The sequence below is a fragment of the Novosphingobium sp. P6W genome (assembly GCF_000876675.2).
In the GTDB taxonomy this organism is placed as follows: domain Bacteria; phylum Pseudomonadota; class Alphaproteobacteria; order Sphingomonadales; family Sphingomonadaceae; genus Novosphingobium.
The window spans coordinates 1,555,519-1,580,180 of sequence record NZ_CP030352.1 but is presented as its reverse complement, the minus strand read 5'-3'; the positions used below and the strand labels follow the sequence as shown (position 1 = coordinate 1,580,180).

The window sequence follows — 24,662 nt, the reverse complement described above, 5'->3', positions numbered from 1 at the left end:
GGGAAGCGGCCAGCCCTTCCCGTTATAACGCGCTGAGCACATGCCCGCCGTCGACCGGGATGACCACGCCGGTCATATAGCGCGACGCTTCCGAACACAGCAGCAGCAGCGGCCCATCAAGATCCTCGAACTTGCCGAATCGGCGCTGGGGGATCCGCCGCGCCATTGCTTCGCCCAGTTTGCTGTCCAGGAAATCGCGGTTCATGTCGGTGGCGAAATACCCCGGTGCCAAGGCATTCACGCGGATGCCATAGCGGGCCAGTTCCAGCCCCATCTGCTTCGTCATCTGCAGGACCCCCGCCTTGCTCATCGCATAGACCGTAAGCTGGCCGCCCTGCCGCAGCCCCAGGATGGAGGCGACATTGACGATCGCGCCGCCTTTGCCTGATGCCTGCATCCCCCGCGCTGCTTCGGTGGCGACAAGGAAAGCACCGCGCAAGTTCGCGGACATGATGTGATCGTATTCTTCCACATTCACATCCAGCAGCGAGTGCGCAGCGGAAACGCCCGCGTTGTTAACCAGCACATCGACCGCGCCGGTCTGCGCGAACCCCGCCCGAATGCTCGCTGGATTCGTGACGTCCATCGCCACGCAGGACGCCGCGGGGCCGATCTCGGCAGCCAGTTCCTCCAGCGCTTCCATCCGGCGGGCTGCGAGTATGACCTCGGCTCCCGCACCTGCGAGAACGCCCGCGAAGTGGCGGCCCAGTCCGCTCGATGCGCCGGTTACGAGGACGCGCTTGCCGTCCAGCCTGTCGATTGCGGTCATGTCGCTCTCCGATCCCAATAGTACGTTCCCCGTCATTCCTGCGAAGGCTGGGATGACGCACGGGAAAAGTGGGCTACCATCGGGATATTGGTCGCCCCCCGCCACTCTCAATATGATTGTATTTCCCGCCCACGCCGCATATCCCGCCAGACATCCCGCATGACTGATTTTTCCCGCATCCTCTCCGCCACGACGCCGCTGACGCTGGCTTCGGTGACGCGCGGCTCCCAGCCGCTGGTCATGGCCGACCTCGCCCGCGCTGCCGACAGCGCCAAAAGCAGCGGCCGCGCTGTCTTCGTCGCCGATAACGAGGCCGCGATGCGCGCCGTCGCCGAGGCCGCGCAGTTCTTCGCGCCTGAACTCGACGTGATCGAGTTTCCGGCGTGGGACTGCCTGCCTTACGACCGCGCCAGCCCCGCGCTATCGGTCAGCGCCCGGCGCCTGGCCGCGCTGCACCGGCTGCAACTGAAACGCAGTGGCCCGCAGCTTCTCGTCACCACGACGAACGCCATGCTCCAGCGCGTGCTCACCCCGTTTCGCATCCGCGAATCGGTGCGTCTGCTCAAGCCTGGCATGGAAGTGGGCCATGAAAGCCTGATCGCGCTGCTGCGCCGTCAGGGTTACCAGCGCACCGACACCGCGATCGACGCGGGCGAATTCGCCGTGCGCGGCTCGATCTTCGACATCGTGCCATCGGGCCTTAAGTCCGGGGAAGACGCAGCCGGCCTGCGCCTCGACTTCTTCGGGGACGAGCTGGAAACGCTGCGCCTGTTCGACACCGGCACTCAGCGCTCTACCGGCACGGTGCCCGATCACCTGCTGTTGCCCGCCAGCGAGGCACTGCTGGACGACGACACCGTCAAGCGTTTTCGCACCCGCTACCGCGAGATGTTCGGCGCCAATGCCACCGCCGATCCGCTTTATCAGGCGGTCAGCGACGGGCGCCGCCTCGCCGGCATGGAACACTGGCTGCCGCTGTTCGAGGACCGGCTGGTCACCCTGTTCGACCACCTTGGCGACGACGACCTTGTCATCATCGACAGCCCCGCCCTGGGCGCCGTTGACGAGCGTTTTACCGATATCGCCGACTATCACCGGGCACGCACCGAAACCTCAGGGCAAAAGGCCGGTTCCTACCGTCCGCTGCGGATCGATTCGCTCTACCTGAACCGCGAAGAATTCGACTTCGCCGTCACCGCGCTGCCGGTCCACCGCGCCGATCCCTTCGCCCAGCCCGAATCGGCCAAGGTCATCGACTTCGGTTTCGGCAACGCCCGCGATTTCACGCCCGAACGCGCGCGCGGCGACAACGCCTACGAAGCCGCCGCAAAGCATCTTCAGGCCGTCGGCAAGTCAGGCCGCAAAGCCATCCTTGCCGCCTACTCCACCGGCAGCCGGGCCCGCCTTGCCTCGATTCTGGGTGAGGCAAAAGGCCCCGAACCGCGCCTTGCCGATACCTGGCAGGAAGCGCTCGGCCTTGCCGTTCAGGGCCGTTCCGCCGCGCTGGTACTGCCGCTCGAAACCGGGTTCTCGAACCAGTCGGTCGAGGTCATCACCGAGCAGGACATTCTTGGCGACCGCCTTGTCCGCCGCAAGAAGCGCAAAAAGGACTCCGACGCCTTCCTCGCCGAACTGGCGGCGCTGACGCCCGGCGACCTGATCGTCCACATGGACCACGGCATCGGCCGCTACGAAGGTTTGCAGTCGATCCCGGTCGGCAAGTCCCCGCACGACTGCGTGATGCTGACCTACTCGGGCGGCGACAAGCTCTACATCCCGGTCGAAAACCTCGACGTCCTCTCGCGCTACGGCAGCGAGAGCGAAGGCGCCGTGCTCGACAAGCTGGGCGGCGAGGCATGGCAGAAGCGCCGCGCCAAGCTGAAGGAACGCATCCGCGAGATCGCCGGCGAACTGATGAAGACCGCTGCCGAGCGCGCCCTGCGCGAAGCGCCCGCGCTGGTGGCTGAGGAATCCAGCTTCAACCAGTTCATCGACCGCTTCCCCTGGCAGGAAACCGAGGACCAGGAAGCCGCCATCGGCGATACGCTGGAAGACCTCGCCAGCGGCCGCCCGATGGACCGCCTCGTCTGCGGCGACGTCGGTTTCGGCAAGACCGAAGTGGCCCTGCGCGCTGCCTTCGTGGCTGCCATGGCGGGCCAGCAGGTAGCCGTCGTCGCGCCCACCACCCTTCTCGCGCGCCAGCACTATTCCGGTTTCGCGGACCGCTTCGCCGGCTTCCCGCTCAACGTCGGCCGCCTCTCGCGCCTCGTCCCCGAAAAGGAGGCCAAGGCCACCCGCGAGGGGCTGGCCGATGGCACCATGGACGTCGTCTGCGGCACTCATGCGATCCTGTCCAAGACGGTCAGCTTCAAACGTCTCGGCCTCGTCATCGTCGATGAGGAGCAGCGTTTCGGCGTCAACCACAAGGAGAAGCTGAAGCAGCTGCGGGCCGACGTCCACGTCCTGACGCTCACCGCCACGCCCATCCCGCGCACGTTGCAAATGGCGATGTCGGGCCTGCGCGAACTCTCCACCATCCAGACCCCGCCGGTCGACCGCCTCGCGGTAAGAACCTACGTGATGGAATGGGACGAAATGGTGATGCGCGAGGCTTTGCTGCGCGAACATCACCGCGGCGGCCAGAGCTTCATCGTCGTCCCCCGCATCGCCGACATGGCCGAGGTGGAGGACTGGCTGAGCAAGAACGTCCCCGAAGTGAAAGTCATCTCTGCCCACGGCCAGATGTCGGCGGGCGACGTGGAAGAACGCATGAGCGCCTTCTACGAGGGCAAGTACGAGGTTTTGCTGTCCACCACGATCGTGGAATCGGGCATCGACATCCCGCGCGCCAACACCATCATCATCCACCGCGCCGACCGCTTCGGCCTCGCCCAGCTTTACCAGCTGCGCGGCCGCGTCGGGCGTTCGAAACTACGCGCCTATGCCTACCTGACCACGCCGCCCGGTCAGGCTTTGAGCGAAGTTTCCGAAAAGCGCCTCAAGGTACTGGGCGACCTCGATTCGTTGGGCGCAGGTTTCCAGCTGGCCAGCCACGATCTCGACATCCGCGGCGCCGGTAACCTCCTTGGCGACGAACAATCGGGCCACATCCGCGAAGTCGGCTTCGAACTTTACCAGTCGATGCTGGAAGACGCGATCCTCGCCGCCCGCGCCGGCGGCGTCGGGCTGGAGAAGGACACCTCGGGCCTGTCCCCGCAGATCACGGTCGAAGCGCCGATCATGATCCCGGAAGAATACGTCCCCGACCTCGCGGTGCGCATGGCGCTTTACCGCCGCCTAAACGACGCGGATTCGCGCGCCGAGATCGAATCGCTCTCGGCCGAAATGATCGACCGCTTCGGCCCCCTGCCCCAGCCGACCGCGAACCTCGTCCAGCTCATCCAGATCAAGCGGCAGGCGATCGAGGCCCACATTGCCAAGATCGACGTCGGCCCGCGCGGCACGCTGGTCAGCTTCCACAACGACAGCTTCCCCAACCCGGAAGGCCTCATCGCCTACGCAGACAGGCTGCAAGGCGCGATCAAGCTGCGCCCGGACAACAAGCTGGTATTGCAGCGCGCGTGGGGCGATCCAAAGAGCCGGCTCAACGGTCTGCTGCAGTTGACCAAGGGTCTCAGCGCGGTTGCGCGCAAGGGGTAAGAGTATACGCAGGGGAGCATAGCCCCCCTGCACCCCCATTAATGTCGTCGTTGTTCGTGCAGCGGCGCCGTGCGATCCCTGCTGCCGCAGGCTTTATGCCTCCCGGCTCGAAGTGGGCGCGGAAACGTATCTGCGCTCATGACCTCGACATTCCCGGGGGTGCAGGGGGGCTATGCTCCCCTGCTTGCTTCCTTGAGTTCTTCCGCTCGCGCCAGTTTGTCAAACATAGCCGCACTCATCGGCTGCGCCCGCAAAAACCCCTGAAAATAAGCGCACCCCTCACGCGCCGCGACAACGCGCTGGCCTTCCTCCTCGATGCCCTCGGCGATCACCTGAAGGTCCAGCGCCCGCGCCATCGCCACGATTGCGCGCAGTACCGCCACGTCACGGCGGTCTGTAGTGATGCCATCGATCATCGAGCGGTCGAGCTTGAGGTAGTGGATCGGCAGAACCTTGAGGTAGCGGAAATTGCAGAAGCCCGCGCCGAAATCATCCAGTGCGATGCGGATGCCTTGCGCCGAAAAGTCCGCCATGGTCCGCGCTGCCAGCGTGATATCGCCGATCAGCGTCTGCTCGGTCACTTCCAGCGTCAGCCGGCGCGGCGGGAAGCCGCTTTCGCGCACGAGGTCGAGCATCTGTCGGGTATAGCTGCCGAACGCCAGGTCTGCCGCCGTAACGTTGATCGAGAGACGCAGGTCTCCCGGCCATTCCTTGGCCGCCCACATGGCCTTGTGGGCGATATGGCGCGACAGCGGGCCGACGTAATCCGCCCGTTCGGCGATGGCGAAAAGCGCCCCGGCGCCGATGCGGCCAAGCTGCGGGTGGTTCCACCGTGCGAGGGCTTCGGCGCCGGTGAGGCTGTCATCCGTCAAATCGAACTGGGGCTGGAACAGCACCTCGATCTCGTCATTGTCGATGGCAATGAGGAGGTCTGCTTCCAACTGCTGGGCAGAGCGCCCCGGCGGCGTGACTTCGCCGTCTGCCCAGGCAAGACGGGTGCCGTGCTGTTCGTGGGCGTCGCCCAGCGCATGGCCAAGCCGGTCTAGCATCGATTCGACGCTCTCCCCGGTCAGCGCGCGGATCAGCGCCACACGCGGGGATAGCCGCAGAATGCCGGTGGAGATCGGGATGGGCCGCGCGATCATGTCGGCAAGCTGGTCCGCGACCAGTTGCCAACGCTCACGGCTACAGGCTTCGTTGGCAACGAGGAGGAAGCTCCCACCCCCGGCGCGGGCGAGCAGCCAGGGTCCGTCCAGTTCCTCTTCGGCGAAATGGCCGATGCGCGCGGCGACTTCTTCCAGCGCGCCGTCACCAGCGGCGGCTCCGTAGGCCATGTTGATCGCATCGAGGCGGCGCAGACTGAGCAACATGGCGTGGACGTGCGCCATGTGCGGCATCAGCACCGGATCATCGCGCCAGGCGGCGACGCGGTCGTGCACCGCCTCGACCCCCGGAATGCCGGTAAGGCGGTCCGTGATCCCTTTGGCGGCCTTGCCCTTGGCCGCTATGCCCTTGGGATCCCTGTGAACCTGATCGTCTCGTTTTACGCCCATCGACCCGCCATAACCCAAAGGCCTTGCAAAACCTTTCAAAATTCGACAGCCCCGGTCCCGGAATTGGACGCATTTGATGCCGGAGACACAAGTGAGCATGGATGCGAAACTGGCGCTGGTCGTGTCGGACAGCGCCCAGGCGCAAGCGGGCGCCGCGGCGCTGCGCGAATCGCACACCTGGGTATCGCCCGAAGAGGCCGACGTGCTGGTGGTACTGGGCGGTGACGGCTTCCTGCTGCACGTCCTGCACGAGATGCTGGACAGCCATCCGATCAAGCCGGTCTACGGCATGAATCTGGGCACCGTGGGCTTCCTGATGAACGGCCCGCACGACGGCGTATCAATCGCCCGCCGCGTAGCGGAGGCGCATAGCGTCCCGGTCCGCCCGCTGATAATGTACGCTACCGGGCGCGACGGGCGGGAATACAGCTACTACGCGATCAACGAAGTTTCGTTGCTGCGCGAAACGCGCCAGACCGCGAAAGTCGAAATCCGCATCAATGGCCGCGTCCGCATGGAAGAACTGGCGGGCGACGGCATTCTTGTCGCCACCCCGGTCGGCTCCACCGCCTACAACCTGTCCGCCAACGGCCCGATCCTGCCGCTGGGCTCGCGCATGCTGGCGATGACCCCGCTCAGCCCTTTCCGCCCCCGCCGCTGGAAGGGCGCGATCCTGCCCGAAAGCGCCGAGGTGGAATTCCACATCCGCGAACCCGGCAAGCGCCCCGTCGCCGCCGTCGCCGACCAGAAGGAAGTGCGCGACGTCGCCACCGTGCGCATCGTCGCCTCGGCGGAAAAGGAACTGACGCTGCTGTTCGACCCCGGTTTCACGCTGGAAGAACGCATATTTGCCGAGCAATTTCAGGTCTGATCCGCACAATTGCGTGGGTTCTGAAAAATTGATCGAAATTTTTGCGCCGGCGGTAAAATTTCTGACCTCGCAGGGTTGCCAATCTTTCTGACGCTGTTATAGGCGCACCCCTGCCCAGCGGTGGTGACATTGCCGGGCCGCTCCCTGATAGCTCAGCGGTAGAGCATTCGACTGTTAATCGAATGGCCGTAGGTTCGAATCCTACTCAGGGAGCCAATTTTTCCGAGTAAACAAGCACAGTCGATCCCTTCAGGATGTGATCTGTCTCACCTTCAAAACCGGTGAGACATTCTGTGCTTCGCGGCGCCCTTGGCCGCGATTTCGCCGGCATCGGCCCTCACCGACATCTCCCGACAATCCAACCATAATCCGGCCCGCGCTCCATCGCCCAGCCTACCCGATATATGGGTCAGGCTGTCTGTTGCTGTGCGGGGCTTATCTAGCGCGCACTTTTATTACGCGCTGCTGACAAACAGAATCATTTCCATACCATGATCGTGGGATGTCGGCAGAAACCGACGCAACTATCAGCCGGTTGTGTCCCTTGGGTCGTAATTACGATGCCAAGAAACTGGCCCGAGGGTTACTTTCGTAAACCTCGGGCAATTTCCCGAACTGCGCTGGACTACGCCGCGCTCGCTCCGGCCTCACCGCCGTTTCCAGCTGCGGCCAGCAGCCATTCCGTGAACGCTGACATCGCCGCCGAAACTGCGCGCGAGGACAGGCGGGTCAGCCAGTAGCCACCCCGGTACACGACGACATCGAAAGGGTTGACGAGCTGCCCGTTGGAGCGTTCCCGTTCGAACATCGTCAGTGGCAGCAGCGCGACCCCCATGCCCCGGATCGCAGCGATGGCCATCAGATGTGAGGCATCGAATATCGGTCCATTGGCAGGCACGCCGGGCACACCCGCAGCGGCGAACCAGGCAGGCCAATCCTGCAGGCGATAGGACCGCAGCAGCGGCACGGACCCGAAATCGCCAATGCGCTGAAGGCGGCTGGCGATCGCCGGGCAGCACATCGGTGTCATCGGCGCCGTCATCAGCAGTTGGGCATTGACGCCGTGCCAGCCGCCATCGCCGAAGCGGATCGCCAGATCGAGGCTCTCGGCCCACAAATCGACGGCGTTGTTGTTCGTCAGCAGGCGTACGTCGATGCCCGGGTGCCGCGCCTGAAATTCAGGTAGCCGCTCCATCAGGAAGCTGAGCGCGAACGTGCCAACCACGCCCACGGTCAAAACCTCGCGCGCGCCTGCTCCGCTGACGACGGCAAGCGCGCCGCTGACCCTGGCCAGCGCATCTGTGACCACCGGGGCCAGCAAGGCGCCCTCGTCGCTCAGCACCAGCCCTCGGGTGGTGCGGCGGAACAGCGCTTTTCCGATATGGGTTTCCAGCATCTTCACCTGCTGGCTGACGGCGGCTTGGGTTACGCACAGTTCGTCCGCCGCGCGAGTGAAGTTGAGGTGCCGGGCTGCGGCCTCGAATGCGCGGAGCGTGTTGAGCGAAAGCGCCTTGATATCCATACTCGCTCCAAGAATATCTAGGGACGGACCTCAGAAACCATCGTTTGCCCGATCGGTCAAGCAAAGGCCAGAATGCCCGCATCACACCTGACATCACAGGGGACCGGGAGGTTTTTCAATGCTGGATCGACGAAGCGCGCTGGCCGGAGCCATGGCCGTATTGATGACGGCCTGCACGAGGCACGAGGCCACCACCATCGAAAAAACCGATATCGACGAAGGCACGGTTGACGCCCTGCGCGCCACTGAAGCACGGGCTGGCGGGCGCCTGGGAGCCTATATCCTGGACCCGGCGCGCGGTAGCGGCGTCGGCTGGCGCGAGAACGAACGCTTCGCTCATTGCAGCTCGTTCAAGATGTCACTCGCGGCGATGATACTGGCCGGGGCAGAACGCGGCGAAATCGACCTCGGCGAAGTTCTGCGCTGGTCGGCTCAGGACCTGCTGCCGCACAGCCCAGTCACTTCCGGCGCGGTAGACAGCGGCCTTTCGGTGAAAGCGCTGGCCCATGCCACGCTGGTGACGAGCGACAATACTGCCGCCAACGTGCTGCTGCGCCGGTTCGGCGGCCCTGCGCAACTGACGCGCTTCTGGCGTTCGCTAGGCGATAAGGTCAGCCGGCTCGACCGCTACGAGCCGGAACTTAACCGGATACCGCCCGGCTCCGAATTCGATACGACGACTCCGGCGGCGATGGCTGCGACCATGGCCCGCCTGCTGCTTGGCGACCGGCTGACGCCGCAAGGGCGCGGCACACTGAAAAGCTGGATGACCGAGGTACAGACCGGCAGCGACCGTATTCGTGCCGGCTTTCCCGCCGGCTGGACTTCGGGAGACAAGACCGGAACCGGCATCAGTGAAGGGCAGCAGACTTACGTCGACCTGGCTTTCGGCGGTCCGGCCAATGTCCCGCCCCTCATCGTCGCCTGCTATCTGGAAACCTCGCGCGATACCAAGGGCATGGACCCGCTCGCCCTTGGCGCCATGGCCGAGGTCGGGCGGCTGTCGGCAAAAGGCGTGCGTATGCCGCGCCGGGAAGCCTTGCGCACGTCCTCCCGCCAGCTGCTGTAACACAGCGCGAAGCACACCCGCCCCGGCGCGCCGCAACTTGATTGCGCGCCGAGGCGGTTTCGGGCGCCGTGTGCCATTGTCAGATCGCAGATTGCGCAACCGCTTTCTCCACCGCCGACTTGCCCTTGCAAGTGCCCGTTTTCTCGGCTTGAAACCTCCGCATTGACCACCCCGGCGCCCGGCCGGCCGTAAGGCACGTCGCCGCTTTCAGGCGCCGCGCCATGCCGTTTCAAGGGTAGCCGAAGGCAGGAGAGAAGTTAGATGAAGACCCGGCTCATGGCCGCTGCCGCACCCCTCGTCCTCGGTGCCGGCCTGCTTGGAGGATTTCCGATGACGGCACTTGCCAAGGAAAAAACGGCTGCAGCCGCCCCCGCCTACACCGGCCCGCTCGCCCAGCCGAGCACCCTGCCCTTTCACGCGCCGAACTTTCCCGCCTACAAGGACAGCGACTGGCGGCCCGCGATAGAGGCCGGCATCGCCGCCCAGCGCGCCGAGATCAAGGCCATCGCCGCCAACAAGGCCAAGCCCACTTTCGAGAACACGATCGTCGCGAAAGAGCGCACCGGGCAGCTGCTCAGCCGCGCCTACAGCACGTTCGGCCAGCTGACTTCGGCCAACACCAACGATGCGCTCGACGCCGTGGAAACCGCCGTCAGCCCGCAAATTTCCGCGCTCAACGATGACATCTATCTCGACCCGGCGCTGTTTGCCCGCGTCAAGGCCGTCCACGACAGCGCCGCCGGCAAGGCTCTGACCGGCGAGGACGCCATGCTGCTGGCGACCACTTATGACGAATTCGTCCATCGCGGCGCCCTTCTAACGCCTGCGCAGAAAACCGAGCTCAAGGCCATGAACCTTGAGATCGCCAAGCTTGAAACCGCGTTCTCGCAGAAGCTGACCGCGGCGACGGCCGCCAAGGCCCCGGTATTCGACACCGAGGCGCAGCTTGCCGGTCTCTCTCCAGCCGAGATCGCCGCCGCTGCCAAGCTCGCCGCCGAAAAGGGCAAGCCCGGCAAGTTCATGCTGGCGCTGGGCAACACCACTCAGCAGGCCGCGCTCACCAGCCTGACGAACCGCGACAGCCGCAAGATCCTGTGGGACGCCAGCGTCAACCGCACCTCGGGCGGCGACCAGTACGATACCACCGGCATGGTCACGCAGATGGCCACGCTGCGCGCGAAGAAGGCGAAGCTGATGGGCAAGCCCGACTTCGCGACTTATCAGATGTACGACCGTATGGTGAAGACGCCCGCCAAGGCGATGGAATTCATGAACGGCTTCGTGCCCGCCCTGCGCGCCACGCAGGACCGCGAAGCCGGAATGCTTGAGGCAGCCGCCAAGGCGGAAGGCCAGAACATCAAGCTGGAAGCCTGGGACTGGTCCTACTATGCCGAAAAGGTTCGCAAGGCGAAGTACGACCTCGATGAGAACCAGATCAAGCCGTACTTCGACGTCTGGCGCACGCTGGAAGACGGCGTGTTCTACGCCGCCAATCAGACCTATGGCCTGACCTTCAAGCGTCGCACCGACCTGCCTGTCTATCACCCGACGATGCGCGCCTACGAAGTGCTCGATGCCGATGGCAGCGAACTGGCGATCTTCTACTTCGACCCCTTCGCACGGTCGAACAAAAAGGGCGGGGCCTGGATGAACAACTTTGTCGAGCAGTCCTATCTGCGCGGCGAGAAGCCGGTCATCTCGAATACCCTGAACATCGCTCCGCCCGCCGAGGGCGAGCCGGCGCTTGCCAGCTTCGACGATGTGGAGACGATGTTCCACGAATTCGGCCACGCGCTGCACGGCTTCTTCGCCAGTCAGAAGTACCCCTCGCTGTCGGGCACCAACACCGCGCGCGACTTCGTGGAGTTCCCCAGCCAATTCAATGAAAACTTCGCCACCCTGCCCGCGGTGCTGAATCACTACGCCAAGCACCGCCAGACAGGCGCGGCGATCCCGGCTGAACTGGTCGCCAAGATCAAGGCAGCGAAAACCTTCAACCAGGGCCTCGGCCTTGGCGAAACGCTGGAAGCGGCGATGCTCGACATCGACTGGCACAAGCTCTCGCCCGAAGAGGCCGCGCAGCCGCCTATGGCGTTCGAGGCCAAGGCGCTGGCCGCCACCGGCCTGTCCACGGACCTCATTCCGCCTCGCTACAAGACGCCGTATTTCCGCCATATCTGGGACAACGGATATGCCTCGGGGTACTATTCGTACATCTGGACCGAGATGCTGGCTCACGACGGCTGGAACTGGGTGGAAAAGAATGGCGGCATGACCCGCGCCAACGGCGACCACATCCGCAAGTCGTTCCTGGGCCAGGGCCACACCAAGGACTTCGCCCAGCTGTTCCGCGACTTCACCGGGCATGACCCCGAGGTCGAACCGATGCTGGAAGCGCGCGGCCTGGCGCCAGAAGCCAAGTAAGGGAAAACGGGATGCGGGGCACTTGTCCCCCGCATCCCTTCCCCCTCCGCCCCGGCATCCGCGGCGGGCCTTGCCCTGCGCTTCGCCAGCTGGAATAGCCGGTGCATGGTGAATGCATGAGCTGGCACGCGCGCCGCGAGAACTGGAACCCCCAGGCCGAAGATGCCCGCGAAGACGGCGACATCGACTATGCCCGAGTCATCCATTCGGCCTCGTTCCGCCGCCTCCAGGGCAAGACCCAGATCCTCAACCTGGGCGACAGCGACTTCTATCGCACCCGCCTGACCCATTCCCTTGAAGTCGCGCAGATCGCCGGCGGACTGGCCCGGCAGCTGGCCAAATCGTTTCCCGGCCACGCTGCCGCCGCGCTGCTGCCTGACCGCAGCCTGATCCACGCGATCGGCTGCACACACGACTTCGGGCACCCGCCGTTCGGCCATGGCGGCGAAGTGGCGCTGAATTATTGCATGCGCGATGCTGGCGGGTTCGAGGGCAACGGCCAGACCCTGCGCATCCTTGCCCGGCTGGAGACTTTCTCTGCCGATGCCGGCGCCAACCTGTGCCGCCGTACCCTGCTGGGGGTACTCAAATATCCCGCGCCCTGGTCCGCCGCCCGCAACCCGGACATCGCGCCGAAGCTGCTGGATGGCCCCTCGACCATCCGCGTGCTCGATCCCCGAGCCTGCAAGCCGCCCAAATGCCACTTCGACAGCGAGCAGGACGTGGTCGACTGGATACTCGCCGCGCTCTCCCCGGCGGAGCGCGCCAAATTCCAGACGCTGGAGCCGGTGCCCGGCAAGCACGCGCGCACGCTGCACAAGTCGCTCGACTGCACGATCATGGATGTTGCCGACGACATCGCCTACGGCGTCCACGATCTTGAGGACGCAATCGCCCTGGGTCTCGTCACCAGGGACGCCTTCACCGCCGCACTGGACGGGCGCTGCGCTTCGTTCCTTGACGCGCTCAAGGAAAAGTACCCCGGCGAGAGCGAGAACGACGTCTTCTCGCACATGGTCGAAGGGCTGTTCGGCGGCGCCAACAGCCGCAAGCGCTTCGTCAGCCGCCTCGTCCACCATTTCCTCACCGGCGCGCATTACGTCGAGAAGAAGGGCTTTCGCGAACCGCTGCTACGCTGGCGCGTGGCGCTCTCCGGCCCGCGCCGCGATTTCCTCGATGCACTGCAGGGCTTCGTAGTGCGCGAAGTCATCTCCAGCCCAGAAGTCCAGCAGCTCGAATTCAAAGGTCAGGCGATGGTCGTCGCCGTGTTCGAGGCGCTGGCGGCAGACCCGGCCCGCCTGCTCCCGCGCGAGGAGCGGGACCGCCTCGATGCCGCCCACGGCGACCTGCGGGTGATCTGCGATTACGTCGCCGCGATGACCGACACGCACCTGCTGCGAACCTATGAGCGCCTGTTCAGCCCCCGCATGGGTTCGGTATTCGACCGGCTCTGACGATCTCATCTGTAGAAAGGTCGCCGCCGCCGGTTACCTTTTGCGGCATTGTTGGTTAAGCCCCCCATATGGAGCAACAAGCCCTTGTTTTCGCGCTGATCGGCATTCTAGGGATCGGCGCGCAGTGGATCGCATGGCGTACCGGCTGGCCCGCTATCGCCCTGATGCTCGCCGCCGGTGTGCTCGCCGGGCCGGTCACGGGCCTCGTAATACCCGAGCGGACGTTCGGCGAACTGCTGGAGCCGATGGTTTCCGTGGCGGTCGCGCTGATCCTGTTCGAAGGAGGTCTCAGCCTCAATTTCCGCGAATTGCGCAAGACCGAAGGCGCCGTGACGCGGCTTGGCGTTATCGGTGTGCCGCTGGGCTGGGTGCTGGGCTCGCTTGCCTGCTACTATGTGGCCGGTCTGGTCTGGCCGGTGGCGATCCTTTTCGCCGGTATTCTCGTGGTTACCGGGCCCACAGTGGTGCTGCCGCTGCTACGCCAGAGCAACATCGCCCCCCGCCCGCGCGCCATCCTCAAGTGGGAAGCCATCGTCAACGATCCGATCGGCGCCCTGTGCGCGGTCATCACTTATGAATACCTGCGTCGGTCGGGCGAAGGCGGCACTCTGATATCGGTCCTGGCCTCATTGCTAGGCGCGACCATCGTGGCCGGTCTGATCGGCTATCTTGTCGCCAAGGCCATCGCCTGGGCCTTCCCGCGCGGCCATGTGCCGGAATATCTCAAGGCCCCGGTGCTGCTGGTCGCGGTAATCAGCACTTTCGTGCTTTCGAACCTGATCCAGCAGGAAACCGGGCTTCTGGCCGTGACTGTAATGGGCATCGCCATCGCCAACATGCGGCTCGATTCCCTGCGCGATATCCACCCGTTCAAGGAGAACATCACCGTTCTTCTGATTTCGGGCGTCTTCGTGCTTCTGTCAGCCTCGCTCAACCTCGATGTGCTCCGGCAGTTCGAATGGCGCTTCATCGCCTTCCTGCTTGCGCTGCTGTTCCTTGTACGACCGGCAACCGTGCTGGCGAGCCTGGCCTTCAGCAAGATCCCCTGGAAGGAGCGCCTGCTGGTCGCCTGGATCGCGCCTCGCGGTGTGGTTGCAGTGGCAGTCTCGGGCCTGTTTGCGCTTCGGCTGGACCAACTCGGCTACGGAGACGGTTCCATTCTGGTGACGCTGTCGTTCTCGGTAGTGATCGCCACGATCATCGCTCACGGTTTCAGCATCCGTTATGTGGCGCGCTGGCTGGGCGTCACCGGTGCGCCGCAGAAAGGACTGCTGATCGTCGGCAGCACCTCGTGGAGCCTGTCGCTGGCGCGGCAGCTCAGCCAGTTCGACCTGCCGGTGATGATCGCGGACAACAGCTGGCAGCGGCTCTCCGGTGCGCGCCAGGCCGGTATCTCAACTTACCACGGCGAAATTCTGGCCGAGGCGACAGACGAGCGGCTCGACCTGACCCAGTTCCAGGTCCTCGTCGCGACTACCGACAACGAGGCTTACAACGCCCTCGTCTGCAGCGAGTTCGCGCCCGATATCGGCCGTGATTCGGTTTACCAACTGGGCGGCATGGGCGATGACGAAGACCACCGCAGCCTGCCCGAGGCGCTGCGCGGCCGCGCCATGTTCGGCTCCGGCCACGGCGTCGCCGAGATCAAGGAGCGCGAAGCGGCGGGCTGGACCTTCCGCAAGACCCGCATCAGCGAGCAGTTCAACTTCGCCGATGCGCAGGCCGCGCTGTCGGACGGGGCGGACATGCTGTTCGTGCTGCGCAAGGACGGCAAGATCCGCTTCTTTACGCACGCTTCGCGTCCGACACCGCAACCGGGCGACGTGGTCGTCTCCTATGGTCCGTCGCGCCACGGCGAACCCGATACTTCCCGCCAATCCCCGCAGAAGGAGGCGAATGCATGAGAGGCCTGCCCGCGATCCCATCCATTCTGGCGCCCGCCGCTCTCCTCGCGGCGCCGCTGCTGCTCGCTGGCTGCCAACCCGGCCAGCCCACCAGCGACGACGCGACCGAGGCTGCCGCCACGGATGCCCCCCGCAACGTCATGGCAGAGCCGGAAGCCGACGATACAATCGTCAAGAAATCGATCATCCGTGCCGAGGTGGACGCTGGGCCGACCGATACGCCGGTTCTGGAACCCATACAGGTCGTGGTCCCGTACCCGGCGAACGGCGCAAAGCCCGACGATGCCGGCAAGGCACTGCTCGACGATCTGCTGACCAAACCGACGTTCCTCGCGGCCGGGCCCATCACGATCTGGGGGCATAGCGATTCGCGCGGCTCCGATGCAGAAAACCTCGCCGCCTCGCGCCGACGCGCCGAAGCCGCGCGCGACTATCTCGAGAGCAAGGGCGTGACGAAAGAACGGATCACCGTGATCCCGCTCGGCGAAAGCCGCCCCATTGCGCCCAACCGCAAGCTCGATGGCAGCGACGATCCCGAAGGCCGAGCGAAGAACCGGCGAGTGGAGATCAAGGTCGACATTCCCGCGCCGCCTCCTGCTGCGGAACCCCAACCGTCGAACTGAAATCCCGCCGCTTGCGCGTGATTATCAACCGGCAAGCGCCTCGACGAACGCGGCCGACTTCTCATCGGCAAGGGCAAGGTCCCGCAGGCGCACGATTTCGGCTGCAGAACGCGGAACACGGCGGTGTTCGGCGACGATGCGATGGTAATTCGCAAGGCCCCGCTCGAAGGTATCGCCGTAGCCCTTGATCAGGCGCTGGCATTTGACCAGTTCCAGCGCGACGCCAAGGTCACGGGGAGCCTCGCTGAGCACAAGTTCGAGCCACCCCTCAATGCGCTCCTGCTCCTCGATGTAGCGCAGCGAACGCGGGCGCATCCCGCGCATCTTCGCCAGGGTGCGCAGCGCCAGGAACCAGCGCAGGCCGGTCGTCTCGACATGGCGGCCTTCCGTGAAGAAGCGGCCGAGCAGGTCCGTCATGCGCTTGCTGCCGAGGATCTTGCGGCCGATCCCGGCGGGCAGCGTCTCGCACACTTCCTGCAGGCGCGGGTGCATAAATTCGGTGATCGAGAGGATCTGGTCGTCCTGCGCCTTCACCTCGCCGCGCACCCGGGCGATGCGGCTGCCGCGCGTCTTGAGGTCGGCGACGCGGATGGTGTCCTCGTACCCCATCCACAACGCAAGGTGGCGGGCCGCCTCCGCCGTCATCTCGAACGGCGCCGCGTCTAGCGTGGCGACGGTTTCCAGACGGTCGAGGTAGAGCGCGGCATAGTCGCCGTCCTGATAATCCATCAGCTTGGCAACGCCGTGCAGGGCGTTCACGTGCGCAGCCACCGGAAGCGCGGCAGTGATGCGCGCAGCCAGTTCGCGGCCCCGAACCGTGGTGGGGACCGGAACTTCGTGGACCTCCACAACCGGCATGGCGACCGGGGCCTGCGCCTGATCGAATCCTTCCTGGAAACCTTTGAGGTTGCTCTTTACCGCGATACCGCTGTGTTCGATGGCCCCCCTGAACGTCTCTGTCGGGAAAGGCAGCGCACCGCTACCGGCCAGCGCGCCGAACATGACCGCGCTGATGACACTGCCCGAACGCTCGGTCGCCGCTTCCATGTCGAAGCCGACGAAGCGCCTGGAGCGCTGATGTGCGGCCTCGATGATCTTCTCGCCGTTGCCGCGCCCGTCGCCCATCGCCTGCTTTTCGCCGATGGCATAGATGCGGTGGGTCGAGCCGATCAGCGTGGTGCGCCGGGCGGTCGAGAAGCCGCGCAGCAACGCGCGGCCCGTCTCCATCAATTCCGAGGCGACCACCACGTCGACATCGCCCGGCATCGGCATCTGCGCCATGACCGGCAGGCGGCCCGACCCGTCAGGCTTCGCCAGTTCGACGTAATAGACGGTGGAGCCGGTGCGCTGGGCAACGCCGGGGACCGAAGTGCCCTGCGCGATCCAGCCCTGAGCGCGGGCGACTTCTTGAATCCAGTCTGCCAGCACGCCGCCGCCCTGCCCACCAAGGGCGAGGATGGCGATTGTCAGGCGATTCTGGTTGGGAGTGGTGGTCATGGAAATGTCTCGCATCAGGAGATTTGTTTTTTCGTCAGAATGCCCGCGCTGCACGCTCACGCTCGGCGCCGGCCTGCCAACGAGCGATAATCGCGCCGCTGATCTTCGCCTTGAAACGCTCGAACTTTCCCGGATTTGCAACGATATGCGCGCGGTAGAAGCTGGGGCACAGTACCGCGGCATGGCTGACCTCACCGCACAGGCCGCAGCCCACGCAGGAGTTTTCGACATGCGCCACCGGGTCCTGCCGCAGCGGGTCGGGGTTGGGCTTTATCGTCAGCGACGGGCAGCCTGACAGGCGGATGCAGCTGTGATCGCCGGTGCAGGTATCGCTGTCGACACCGAAGCGTTCGCGCACCACGCGTTCCCCGGCCTTGAGGGCGGCGGCCTTCTGCTTCTTGTCGCGGCGCTGCAGGTTAAGCATGCATTCGGACTGCGCGACGATGACCTTCGGCCCCTTTTCCGGGGTGGTCAGCGCCTCGCGCAGCATGTCGCGCATCCTGGGCACGTCATAGGTCCGCGTCGTCTCACGAACCCACTTCGCACCGACGCCGCGCACGGCCTTTGTGATGAGGTTGCGGGTCACGCGGTTCTTGTTGTCCGCGCGTGAGGAGAGGATGTCTTGACCACCGGTGGCGGCGGAATAGCCGTTGTCGATGATGATGGTGACGCCGTCGTCCTTGTTGAACACCGCGTTGCCGATGCCGGACGTCAGGCCGTTATGCCAGAAACCGCCGTCGCCCATGATGGCGATGGAGCGTTTTGAACCCTCGCCTTCCTTGGGCTTGAACGCCGATGCACCCGCCGCGCCAAGGCCGTAGCCCATCGTCGTATTGCCGATGTTGAAGGGCGGCAGGATCGAGAACAGATGGCAGCCGATGTCCGCAGAAACGTGCGTGGGGCCCAGTTCGCGCTCCACCAGCTTCATCGCGGTGAAGATCGGGCGCTCGGGGCAGCCGGTACAGAAACCCGCCGGGCGCTGCGGGATTTCCTTCGCGACCGGCGCAGGCAGCGGATCCGTCGCTTCCAGTTCCGGCGCCAGTGCAGGCGCATGGTCGGCGAGGAACCTGGCGAGGCCCTTGCGGATCACCTCGGCGGTATACTCACCCGAACGCGGCATGGTGTCCTTGCCCACGATCCGGGTGTCCAGACCGGCGCGGCGGACCAGTGTGTTCAGTTCATGCTCGATGAACTCCGGCTGGCCCTCCTCAAGGACCAGGACAGCGCTCTTGTTCCTGCAGAAGTCCGCGACTTCCTCGGGGATCACCGGGTAGGCCACGTTCATGCAATAGATCGGCAGCTTGCTCTCGCCATAGGCGTCCGCCAGCCCGATCAGCTCCATCGCGCGGTTGAGGTTGTTGTAGAGGCCGCCCTGAACGATCAGGCCGATGCCATCATCCGTCTTTCCCGGCCCAAACCACTCGTTCAGCTTGTTGTCGCGAACATAGGCGATGCCGGCCGGCCAGCGCTTTTCGATCTTCTCCACCTCGTGGAGGAAGTTCGCAGGTGGAAGCACGATACGGTCGAGATCGCGCACCGGATGGGCAGCGGCCTCGCCCACGGTGAGCGGCGGGCGCACGTTGTCCTTGGCCACGAACGATCCGGTCATGTGGCAGGAACGCACGCGCAGTTGCAGCATGACCGGGGTGTTAGAGGCTTCGGAAAGGCGGAACGCTTGCTCTACCGAATCGACGATGCTGGGCAGGTTCGGACGCGGATCGATCAGCCACATCTGCGACTTCATCGCGAAGGCGTGGGTGCGCTCCTGCATAATCGAGGAACCCTCACCATAGTCCTCGCCTACGATGATCAGCGCGCCGCCGGTAACGCCGCCCGACGAGACGTTCGATAGCGCATCCGATGCCACGTTAGTGCCCACCACCGACTTCCAGGCGACGGCGCCGCGCAGGGGGTAGTTGACCGAGGCCGCCAGCATTGCCGCCGCCGTCGCTTCCGAGGCGCTGGCCTCGAAATGAACGCCGAGACTTTCAAGCAGATCGTTGGCGTCGGCGAAAACGTCCATCAGGTGGCTGATCGGCGAGCCTTGGTAGCCGCCGACATAGGCGACGCCGGACTGCAACAGCGCCTTGGTAACCGCCAGGATGCCCTCGCCAGTGAAGGTCTCACCCTCACCTACGGTCAGCTTCGTGACTTCCTTTTTGAAGGAACGCTCCGCCATCCGCCCTTACTCCGAGACGAGCGCGAGGACGCGCAGCGGGCTGCCCGAACCGCCCAGGATCTTCAGCGGAGCAGCGATCACCACCGCCCCGGTCGCTGGCAGCTTATCAAGGTTTTCAAGGCACTGGAGGCCATACTTCCCCGCGCCGTGGAGAAGCGTGTGCGCCGGGTACATCGGGTCAAGCATATGCGCCTGCCCCGCATCGGTGCCGATCGTCTCGACGCCGAAGCCCAGCACATCGCGCTCCTCAACGATGTAGCGGATCGCGCAGGCGTCGGGGCCGGGCGTGTGGGCGCCGTCCTCGCGGCGGTTGGTGTAAGCATCAACGTCCCGCTTCGACCAGTCGGTGCGGAACAGCACCCAGGCGCCGGCGGGAATAATGCCGTGCACTTCTTCCCAGGCCTTGATGTGTTCGGCCTTGAGCAGGAAATCGGCATCGGCGGCGCATTCGGCGGAAAAGTCCAGGACGACGGCCGGCGCGACCAGCTTCTGCGCGGGCACCAGATCGACCGTGTTGTCCGCTAGGTCCTTGCCCGAAACCCAGTGCACCGGCGCATCGAAGTGCGTGCCGGTATGCTCACCCACCGTAAAGTTGTTCCAGTGCCAGGCGACGCCGCGCTCGTCATAGCGGGAGATTTCCTCACGCGAGAAGGCGGCGGTCTGGCCGAAAGGCTCGGGCAGCACCAGCAGCGGGGTGTCTTCGGAAAGGGTCTGGGTAAGGTCGACGACGGTAATGTTACCGGCGACGAGTGCCTGTGCGAAGGTAGCGAGAACGTCTGTCATGGACTTGGGCTCCTTTTCGGACCATTACGCAAAGACTATCCGATTAAGTTGCATATGCAACTAAAATGTCATGGAGTGGCGGGAGACCCGTCTGGAGCTTGGGATGAGCGAGGATTTGCGCCCTTTTGGTAACCCCGGGTCGGAAAATTTCCGCCTCGATGCGTACCCTTTCTATCTGCTCAACCGGGCAGCGAGCCGGTACAACACGGCGATCGAGTCGGAGCTGCGCGGCATCGGGATCGACATCCCGACTTGGCGCGTGCTGATGATCCTGGGCGAGCATGCCCCGCTCGCCATCGGCCAAGTCGCTAAGTCGGCGGTCATCAACCTCTCGACCATGATGCGCATCGTCGAGCGCATGTCCAAAGCCGATCTCGTAGCCACGGCCCCCAGCAATACCGACGGCCGCGTGACCGAAATCGCTTTGACGGAAGCAGGCCGAGAGAAGCTGGCAGCCGCGCGGCTGGTAACGGCGCCACTGTACGAAAAGATCATCCGCGGATTCTCGGCGACGGATTTCACGCGCATGCTCGATATGCTCGGCCGCCTGCACGACAATCTCGACTGAAGCCTCCTCTAAATTGGGAAACCGTGACGCACACAAGCAACCGGCTTTCCCGTACCCGTCACCCTGAACTCGTTTCAGGGTCCATCGTGTCCCATGCCCGGCGCGATGAAGGAGCAGGCTGCCAAGGCGGTTGGTGAAGCACCCCTTCCGGTACGCCCGAGAGATGAACCCTGAAACAAGTTCAGGGTGACACCGGGTTGCAACGACGCCACGTCCGCGTGATTAAACTTGCACCTGCAACTATATTAGTTTAGGCATGAAGCATCTTTAGGAGGGCTTCCATGCGCATTGCCTGTCTCGGCGGCGGACCTGCCGGTATCTACTTCGCCATCTCGATGAAGTTGCGCGACCCCGCCCACGAGATCCACGTCTTCGAGCGCAACCGCTCAGGCGACACATTCGGCTGGGGCGTGGTGTTCTCGGACCAGACGCTGGCGAACCTGGAAGCCAACGATCCGGTCAGCGCCGCCACCATTACTGACAGCTTCGCCCACTGGGACGATATCGACGTCAGCGTAGGCGAAAACACCGTCACGTCGTCCGGCCACGGCTTCATCGGCATCGGCCGCAAGCACCTGCTGCAAATCCTGCAGGCGCGCGCTGCCGAACTGGGCGTGGTGATGCACTTCGAAACGATGTTCAGCGAAGACCTCTCCGCTTACACCGACTTCGACCTGATCGTTGCCGCAGACGGCATCAATTCAATGGTTCGCACCGCCAACCTCGAAAAATTCGAGGTGGATATCGACACCAAGCGTAACAAGTTTTCGTGGCTGGGCACCACCAAACTGTTCGACGCCTTCGCCTTCATCTTCGAAAAGACTGACCATGGCTGGATCTGGGCCCATGCCTACCGCTTCGACGCCACGCATTCGACCTTCATCGTCGAATGCTCGCCCGAGACGTGGGAAGGCCTTGGCCTCGACAAGATGGAGCAGGCCGATTCAATCGCGTTCTGCGAAAAGGTGTTCGCCCGCCATCTGGACGGCCACCCGCTAATCACAAACGCCACCCACCTGCGCGGTTCGGCGGCTTGGATCAACTTCCGCCGCGTGATCTGCCGCCAGTGGTCGTTCGACAACGTGGTCTTGTTGGGCGACGCCGCACATACCGCGCACTTCTCGATCGGATCGGGCACCAAGCTGGCGCTAGAGGATGCGATCAAGCTGGCGCAGGTTCTGGATCGCCCCGGCATCACCGGACGCCAGGAACTGGCCCGCGCGCTTGCCGAATATCAGGCAGAGCGCCACATCGAAGTCCTTAAAATTCAAAACTCTGCGCGCAACTCGACAGAATGGTTCGAGACTCTCGACCGTTACCTCGGGTTTGACCTGCCGCAGTTCGCCTACTCGCTGATGACCCGCTCGCAGCGCGTAAGCCACGAAAACCTGCGCCTGCGCGATCCCGCCTGGCTGGCAGGTCTTGAGCGCTGGTTCTGGAGCGGCAACGAGGGTCGCAATACCCCGGTGCAACCGATGTTCACCCCGTATACCCTGCGCGGCATGACGGTGCCCAACCGCGTGGTCATGCCGGCGATGCTGACGTATTCGGCCGACACGGATGGCTATGCGACGGATTTCCACTCGGTACACTACGGCGCCCGCGCGCTGGGCGGGGCCGGTCTTGTCGTGACCGAACTATTGGCCGTCAGCCCTGAAGGCCGCGCGACCCCCGCCTGCCCCGGCCTGTGGCACGACGGTCAGGCCGAGCGCTGGTCCGCCTTCAACGAGTTCGCCCACAAGCATTCGTCCGCGAAAACCTGCGCGCAGATCGGGCACTCCGGTGCCCGCGCGGCCTGCAAGGTGCCAGGCGAAGGCGCCGGCTATGACGTAGCGCTGGACGAACCTTGGCCCACCGTCTCGGCCAGCGCGCAGCCTTGGCGTAAGGACGGCACCGTGCCCAAGGCCCTCGAAGCGCGCGAGATGGACCTGATCGTCCAGCAGTTCGTCGCCGCTGCCCTGCGCGCCGACAAGGCCGGTTTCGACATGCTCGAAGTGCAGGCCGGCCACGGCAACCTGCTCTCCAGCTTCATCACCCCGGTCATGAACAAGCGCGAGGACGAGTTCGGCGGTGCCTTTGAAAACCGCATGCGCCTGCCGATGCGCGTCATCTCCGCCGTGCGCGCCGCATGGCCGCAGGACAAGCCGCTGGCGGTGCGCATTTCCGCCAACGATTGGGTCGGCGAAGCCGGCGTCACCCCTGCCGAGGCCGTCCAGATCGCCCGCATGCTGCGAGAAGCAGGCGTCGACATCGTCGACGTTTCCGCCGGCGAGACCGCACCAGAGGGTCGTCCCGTCTACGGCCGCATGTTCCAGACCCCGTTCGCCGACCAGATCCGCAACGAAGCGGGTGTGCCGACCATCGCCGTGGGCAACATCGCCGACGCCGATCAGGTCAACTCGATCCTGACCGCCGGGCGCGCCGATCTCGTCGCGCTGGGACGCATGCACTTGTTCGACCCGGTATGGACTCTGCGCGCCGCCGCCGATGCCGGATATGCGGAGCAGCCGGTCCCCGCGCCTTATCGCACGGGTCAGGACATGGCCCTGCGCGCCGCACGCGGCCGGGCCTGAGGCTGAGGGCGAATTTCGGCCAACCGGTTTCGTCATCCTCGCGCAGCTCCCAGCCTGCGCGGGGATGGCGGATCAATCGCAGGCCCACAGCAGGCAGGGGCGCTTAAATGTCACTTGCAGGAATCGACATGTCCGCTCTGCGCGCTATGGAACCTTCCGAAAGAGGAGCTTTCGAGGCGATGGGCGAGTTCGATAAACCTGCATCTGCAAGTACGCTGGACCTGCGCGTATGGGTCCGTCTGCTCGACTGCGCGAAGATCATCGAGAAGCGCCTGCGCCGGAATTTCGAGGACCAGTTCGGCACCACTCTGCCCCGCTTCGATATTCTAGCAACGCTGGACCGAGCGCCCGACGGCCTGCGCATGGGCGAACTGTCGCGCGCGCTGCTGGTATCGAACGGCAATGTCACCGCGATCGTGCGCCAGTTACAGGAACAGGGCCTCGTCCATTCGCGCCCTGCCCCGGACGACGGCCGCTCCGCGATCGTATCGCTGACTGCGCAAGGCCGCGCTCAGTTCGCGATGCTGGCCGAGGCGCACCACGGCTGGGTCCGCGAGGCGCTGGCCGAGTTCCCTGAAACCAGCCAGCGGCACCTCCTCGACCTGTTGAGCCAACTCAAGTCATCCATCGCCTAGGATAGTCCAAGATGCCCTTCACCACCCGCGCCCAGGTGCGCTTCGCAGATGTCGACCCGGCGGGAATCGTCTTCTACCCGCGATACTTCGAAATGCTGAACGGCGCGGTCGAGGACTGGTTCGAGCAGAAACTGGGGATGGATTTCGCGTCCATGCACCTCGATCATCATATCGGCGTGCCGACCGTGAAGCTGGAGACCGAATTCGTCTCGCCAAGCCGCCTTGGCGACCGGCTGGAAATCACCATCACTCCCCAGCGTCTTGGCCGCACTTCCTGCGGAATTTCCATCGTGTTCACCGGCGAAGGCCGCGAACGCCTGCGCGCGCAGGTCGTGCTGGTCTGCATGGACCTCGTCAGCCACCGCCCGGTCGAGTGGCCCGAAGGCGTGCGCGCCGCGATCGAAGCAGGATTGGTTCCAGCCTGATCGAAAGGCTGCAGGCGCTCCATTGATAGCAATTACGCCCAACGATCCAGGTGTCGCGGCGCCCGCTCCTAAAAGCTCCGCCACTTTCACCGCCGGGGCCAGTTCATGAAAAAGGCGCCGCCCGGCAGAAGCACGGGCAGCGCCTTTTCATTC

At 64.5% G+C, this 24,662-nt stretch carries 17 protein-coding genes and 1 tRNA gene; 12 read left to right on the top strand and 6 right to left on the bottom strand.

The window, feature by feature from the left end; genetic code table 11:
- Positions 1-22 precede the first annotated feature (22 nt).
- Positions 23-769, bottom strand: a complete 747-nt coding sequence (locus tag TQ38_RS07605) for an SDR family oxidoreductase (RefSeq protein WP_043975322.1) — start codon at positions 767-769, stop codon at positions 23-25.
- Positions 770-928: 159 nt separating this feature from the next.
- Here TQ38_RS07605 and mfd point away from each other — a divergent pair, with 159 nt between their 5' ends.
- Positions 929-4,429 carry a transcription-repair coupling factor gene (mfd, locus tag TQ38_RS07600; RefSeq protein WP_043975323.1) on the top strand — a complete coding sequence of 1,167 codons (3,501 nt, stop codon included), beginning with the start codon at positions 929-931 and terminating at the stop codon, positions 4,427-4,429.
- A 170-nt stretch (positions 4,430-4,599) separates the two neighbouring features.
- On the opposite strand, the gene TQ38_RS07595 is transcribed toward mfd, so the two are convergent.
- Positions 4,600-5,982, bottom strand: coding sequence for an EAL domain-containing protein (locus TQ38_RS07595; RefSeq protein ID WP_043975324.1), 1,383 nt, complete (start codon positions 5,980-5,982; stop codon positions 4,600-4,602).
- 97 nt (positions 5,983-6,079) lie between these two features.
- On the opposite strand from TQ38_RS07595, the gene TQ38_RS07590 reads away from it, so the two are divergent.
- Positions 6,080-6,853 (top strand): NAD kinase, encoded by a 774-nt coding sequence (locus tag TQ38_RS07590; RefSeq protein WP_240198013.1) that lies wholly within the window; start codon positions 6,080-6,082, stop codon positions 6,851-6,853.
- Positions 6,854-6,994: 141 nt separating this feature from the next.
- Positions 6,995-7,069 (top strand) — tRNA-Asn (locus TQ38_RS07585).
- 409 nt (positions 7,070-7,478) lie between these two features.
- Here the strand turns inward: TQ38_RS07585 and TQ38_RS07580 are convergent.
- Entirely contained in the window at positions 7,479-8,375 is an 897-nt protein-coding gene (locus tag TQ38_RS07580) for a LysR family transcriptional regulator (RefSeq protein WP_043975326.1), read from the bottom strand.
- Between the two features lie 118 nt (positions 8,376-8,493).
- Here TQ38_RS07580 and bla point away from each other — a divergent pair, with 118 nt between their 5' ends.
- The 5 genes from bla (at position 8,494) to TQ38_RS07555 (ending at position 15,849) form a co-directional block, all read left to right on the top strand.
- Positions 8,494-9,444: a class A beta-lactamase gene (gene bla, locus TQ38_RS07575; protein WP_043975327.1), complete on the top strand. Its 951-nt coding sequence runs from the start codon at positions 8,494-8,496 to the stop codon at positions 9,442-9,444.
- Positions 9,445-9,705: 261 nt separating this feature from the next.
- On the top strand, positions 9,706-11,868 hold the full coding sequence (locus TQ38_RS07570) for a M3 family metallopeptidase (RefSeq protein WP_052505692.1): 2,163 nt from the start codon (positions 9,706-9,708) through the stop codon (positions 11,866-11,868).
- A gap of 116 nt (positions 11,869-11,984) precedes the next feature.
- The gene (locus TQ38_RS07565) at positions 11,985-13,322 is read left to right on the top strand and encodes an anti-phage deoxyguanosine triphosphatase (RefSeq protein WP_043975328.1); all 1,338 of its coding nucleotides are present in this window, start codon (positions 11,985-11,987) and stop codon (positions 13,320-13,322) included.
- A gap of 68 nt (positions 13,323-13,390) precedes the next feature.
- Positions 13,391-15,226 carry a sodium:proton antiporter gene (locus tag TQ38_RS07560; protein ID WP_043975329.1) on the top strand — a complete coding sequence of 612 codons (1,836 nt, stop codon included), beginning with the start codon at positions 13,391-13,393 and terminating at the stop codon, positions 15,224-15,226.
- The gene (locus TQ38_RS07555; protein ID WP_043975330.1) at positions 15,223-15,849 is read left to right on the top strand and encodes an OmpA family protein; all 627 of its coding nucleotides are present in this window, start codon (positions 15,223-15,225) and stop codon (positions 15,847-15,849) included. Before TQ38_RS07560 ends, TQ38_RS07555 begins: the two co-directional genes overlap by 4 nt.
- A gap of 24 nt (positions 15,850-15,873) precedes the next feature.
- On the opposite strand, the gene TQ38_RS07550 is transcribed toward TQ38_RS07555, so the two are convergent.
- Genes TQ38_RS07550 through TQ38_RS07540 form a run of 3 tightly spaced genes read right to left on the bottom strand, consistent with a single transcriptional unit; the run spans position 15,874 to position 20,308 of the window.
- A complete protein-coding gene (locus TQ38_RS07550) occupies positions 15,874-17,346 on the bottom strand; it encodes an indolepyruvate oxidoreductase subunit beta family protein (RefSeq protein WP_043975331.1) in 1,473 nt (490 codons plus the stop codon).
- Between the two features lie 34 nt (positions 17,347-17,380).
- Complete coding sequence (locus tag TQ38_RS07545; protein ID WP_043975332.1) at positions 17,381-19,525, bottom strand: indolepyruvate ferredoxin oxidoreductase subunit alpha; 2,145 nt, start codon at positions 19,523-19,525, stop codon at positions 17,381-17,383.
- Positions 19,526-19,531: 6 nt separating this feature from the next.
- The gene (locus TQ38_RS07540; protein WP_043975333.1) at positions 19,532-20,308 is read right to left on the bottom strand and encodes a cyclase family protein; all 777 of its coding nucleotides are present in this window, start codon (positions 20,306-20,308) and stop codon (positions 19,532-19,534) included.
- A gap of 103 nt (positions 20,309-20,411) precedes the next feature.
- On the opposite strand from TQ38_RS07540, the gene TQ38_RS07535 reads away from it, so the two are divergent.
- The 4 genes from TQ38_RS07535 (at position 20,412) to TQ38_RS07520 (ending at position 24,509) form a co-directional block, all read left to right on the top strand.
- Positions 20,412-20,876 (top strand): MarR family winged helix-turn-helix transcriptional regulator, encoded by a 465-nt coding sequence (locus TQ38_RS07535; protein ID WP_043975334.1) that lies wholly within the window; start codon positions 20,412-20,414, stop codon positions 20,874-20,876.
- A gap of 281 nt (positions 20,877-21,157) precedes the next feature.
- Positions 21,158-23,449 carry a bifunctional salicylyl-CoA 5-hydroxylase/oxidoreductase gene (locus TQ38_RS07530; RefSeq protein WP_043975335.1) on the top strand — a complete coding sequence of 764 codons (2,292 nt, stop codon included), beginning with the start codon at positions 21,158-21,160 and terminating at the stop codon, positions 23,447-23,449.
- 107 nt (positions 23,450-23,556) lie between these two features.
- Positions 23,557-24,084 (top strand): MarR family winged helix-turn-helix transcriptional regulator, encoded by a 528-nt coding sequence (locus tag TQ38_RS07525; protein WP_240197989.1) that lies wholly within the window; start codon positions 23,557-23,559, stop codon positions 24,082-24,084.
- Positions 24,085-24,095: 11 nt separating this feature from the next.
- Positions 24,096-24,509 (top strand): thioesterase family protein, encoded by a 414-nt coding sequence (locus TQ38_RS07520; protein WP_043975337.1) that lies wholly within the window; start codon positions 24,096-24,098, stop codon positions 24,507-24,509.
- Positions 24,510-24,662 lie beyond the last annotated feature (153 nt).

What these genes read in the sequence shown, in the direction of transcription:
- TQ38_RS07525 (WP_240197989.1), top strand. Translation starts at nt 23,557, where the DNA reads ATGTCACTTGCAGGAATCGACATGTCCGCTCTGCGCGCTATGGAACCT.
- TQ38_RS07540 (WP_043975333.1), bottom strand. Translation starts at nt 20,308, where the DNA reads ATGACAGACGTTCTCGCTACCTTCGCACAGGCACTCGTCGCCGGTAAC.
- TQ38_RS07545 (WP_043975332.1), bottom strand. Translation starts at nt 19,525, where the DNA reads ATGGCGGAGCGTTCCTTCAAAAAGGAAGTCACGAAGCTGACCGTAGGT.
- TQ38_RS07605 (WP_043975322.1), bottom strand. Translation starts at nt 769, where the DNA reads ATGACCGCAATCGACAGGCTGGACGGCAAGCGCGTCCTCGTAACCGGC.
- TQ38_RS07590 (WP_240198013.1), top strand. Translation starts at nt 6,080, where the DNA reads ATGGATGCGAAACTGGCGCTGGTCGTGTCGGACAGCGCCCAGGCGCAA.
- TQ38_RS07565 (WP_043975328.1), top strand. Translation starts at nt 11,985, where the DNA reads ATGAGCTGGCACGCGCGCCGCGAGAACTGGAACCCCCAGGCCGAAGAT.
- TQ38_RS07595 (WP_043975324.1), bottom strand. Translation starts at nt 5,982, where the DNA reads ATGGGCGTAAAACGAGACGATCAGGTTCACAGGGATCCCAAGGGCATA.
- TQ38_RS07550 (WP_043975331.1), bottom strand. Translation starts at nt 17,346, where the DNA reads ATGACCACCACTCCCAACCAGAATCGCCTGACAATCGCCATCCTCGCC.
- TQ38_RS07535 (WP_043975334.1), top strand. Translation starts at nt 20,412, where the DNA reads ATGAGCGAGGATTTGCGCCCTTTTGGTAACCCCGGGTCGGAAAATTTC.
- TQ38_RS07520 (WP_043975337.1), top strand. Translation starts at nt 24,096, where the DNA reads ATGCCCTTCACCACCCGCGCCCAGGTGCGCTTCGCAGATGTCGACCCG.
- TQ38_RS07580 (WP_043975326.1), bottom strand. Translation starts at nt 8,375, where the DNA reads ATGGATATCAAGGCGCTTTCGCTCAACACGCTCCGCGCATTCGAGGCC.
- mfd (WP_043975323.1), top strand. Translation starts at nt 929, where the DNA reads ATGACTGATTTTTCCCGCATCCTCTCCGCCACGACGCCGCTGACGCTG.
- TQ38_RS07560 (WP_043975329.1), top strand. Translation starts at nt 13,391, where the DNA reads ATGGAGCAACAAGCCCTTGTTTTCGCGCTGATCGGCATTCTAGGGATC.
- TQ38_RS07555 (WP_043975330.1), top strand. Translation starts at nt 15,223, where the DNA reads ATGAGAGGCCTGCCCGCGATCCCATCCATTCTGGCGCCCGCCGCTCTC.
- TQ38_RS07530 (WP_043975335.1), top strand. Translation starts at nt 21,158, where the DNA reads ATGCGCATTGCCTGTCTCGGCGGCGGACCTGCCGGTATCTACTTCGCC.
- bla (WP_043975327.1), top strand. Translation starts at nt 8,494, where the DNA reads ATGCTGGATCGACGAAGCGCGCTGGCCGGAGCCATGGCCGTATTGATG.
- TQ38_RS07570 (WP_052505692.1), top strand. Translation starts at nt 9,706, where the DNA reads ATGAAGACCCGGCTCATGGCCGCTGCCGCACCCCTCGTCCTCGGTGCC.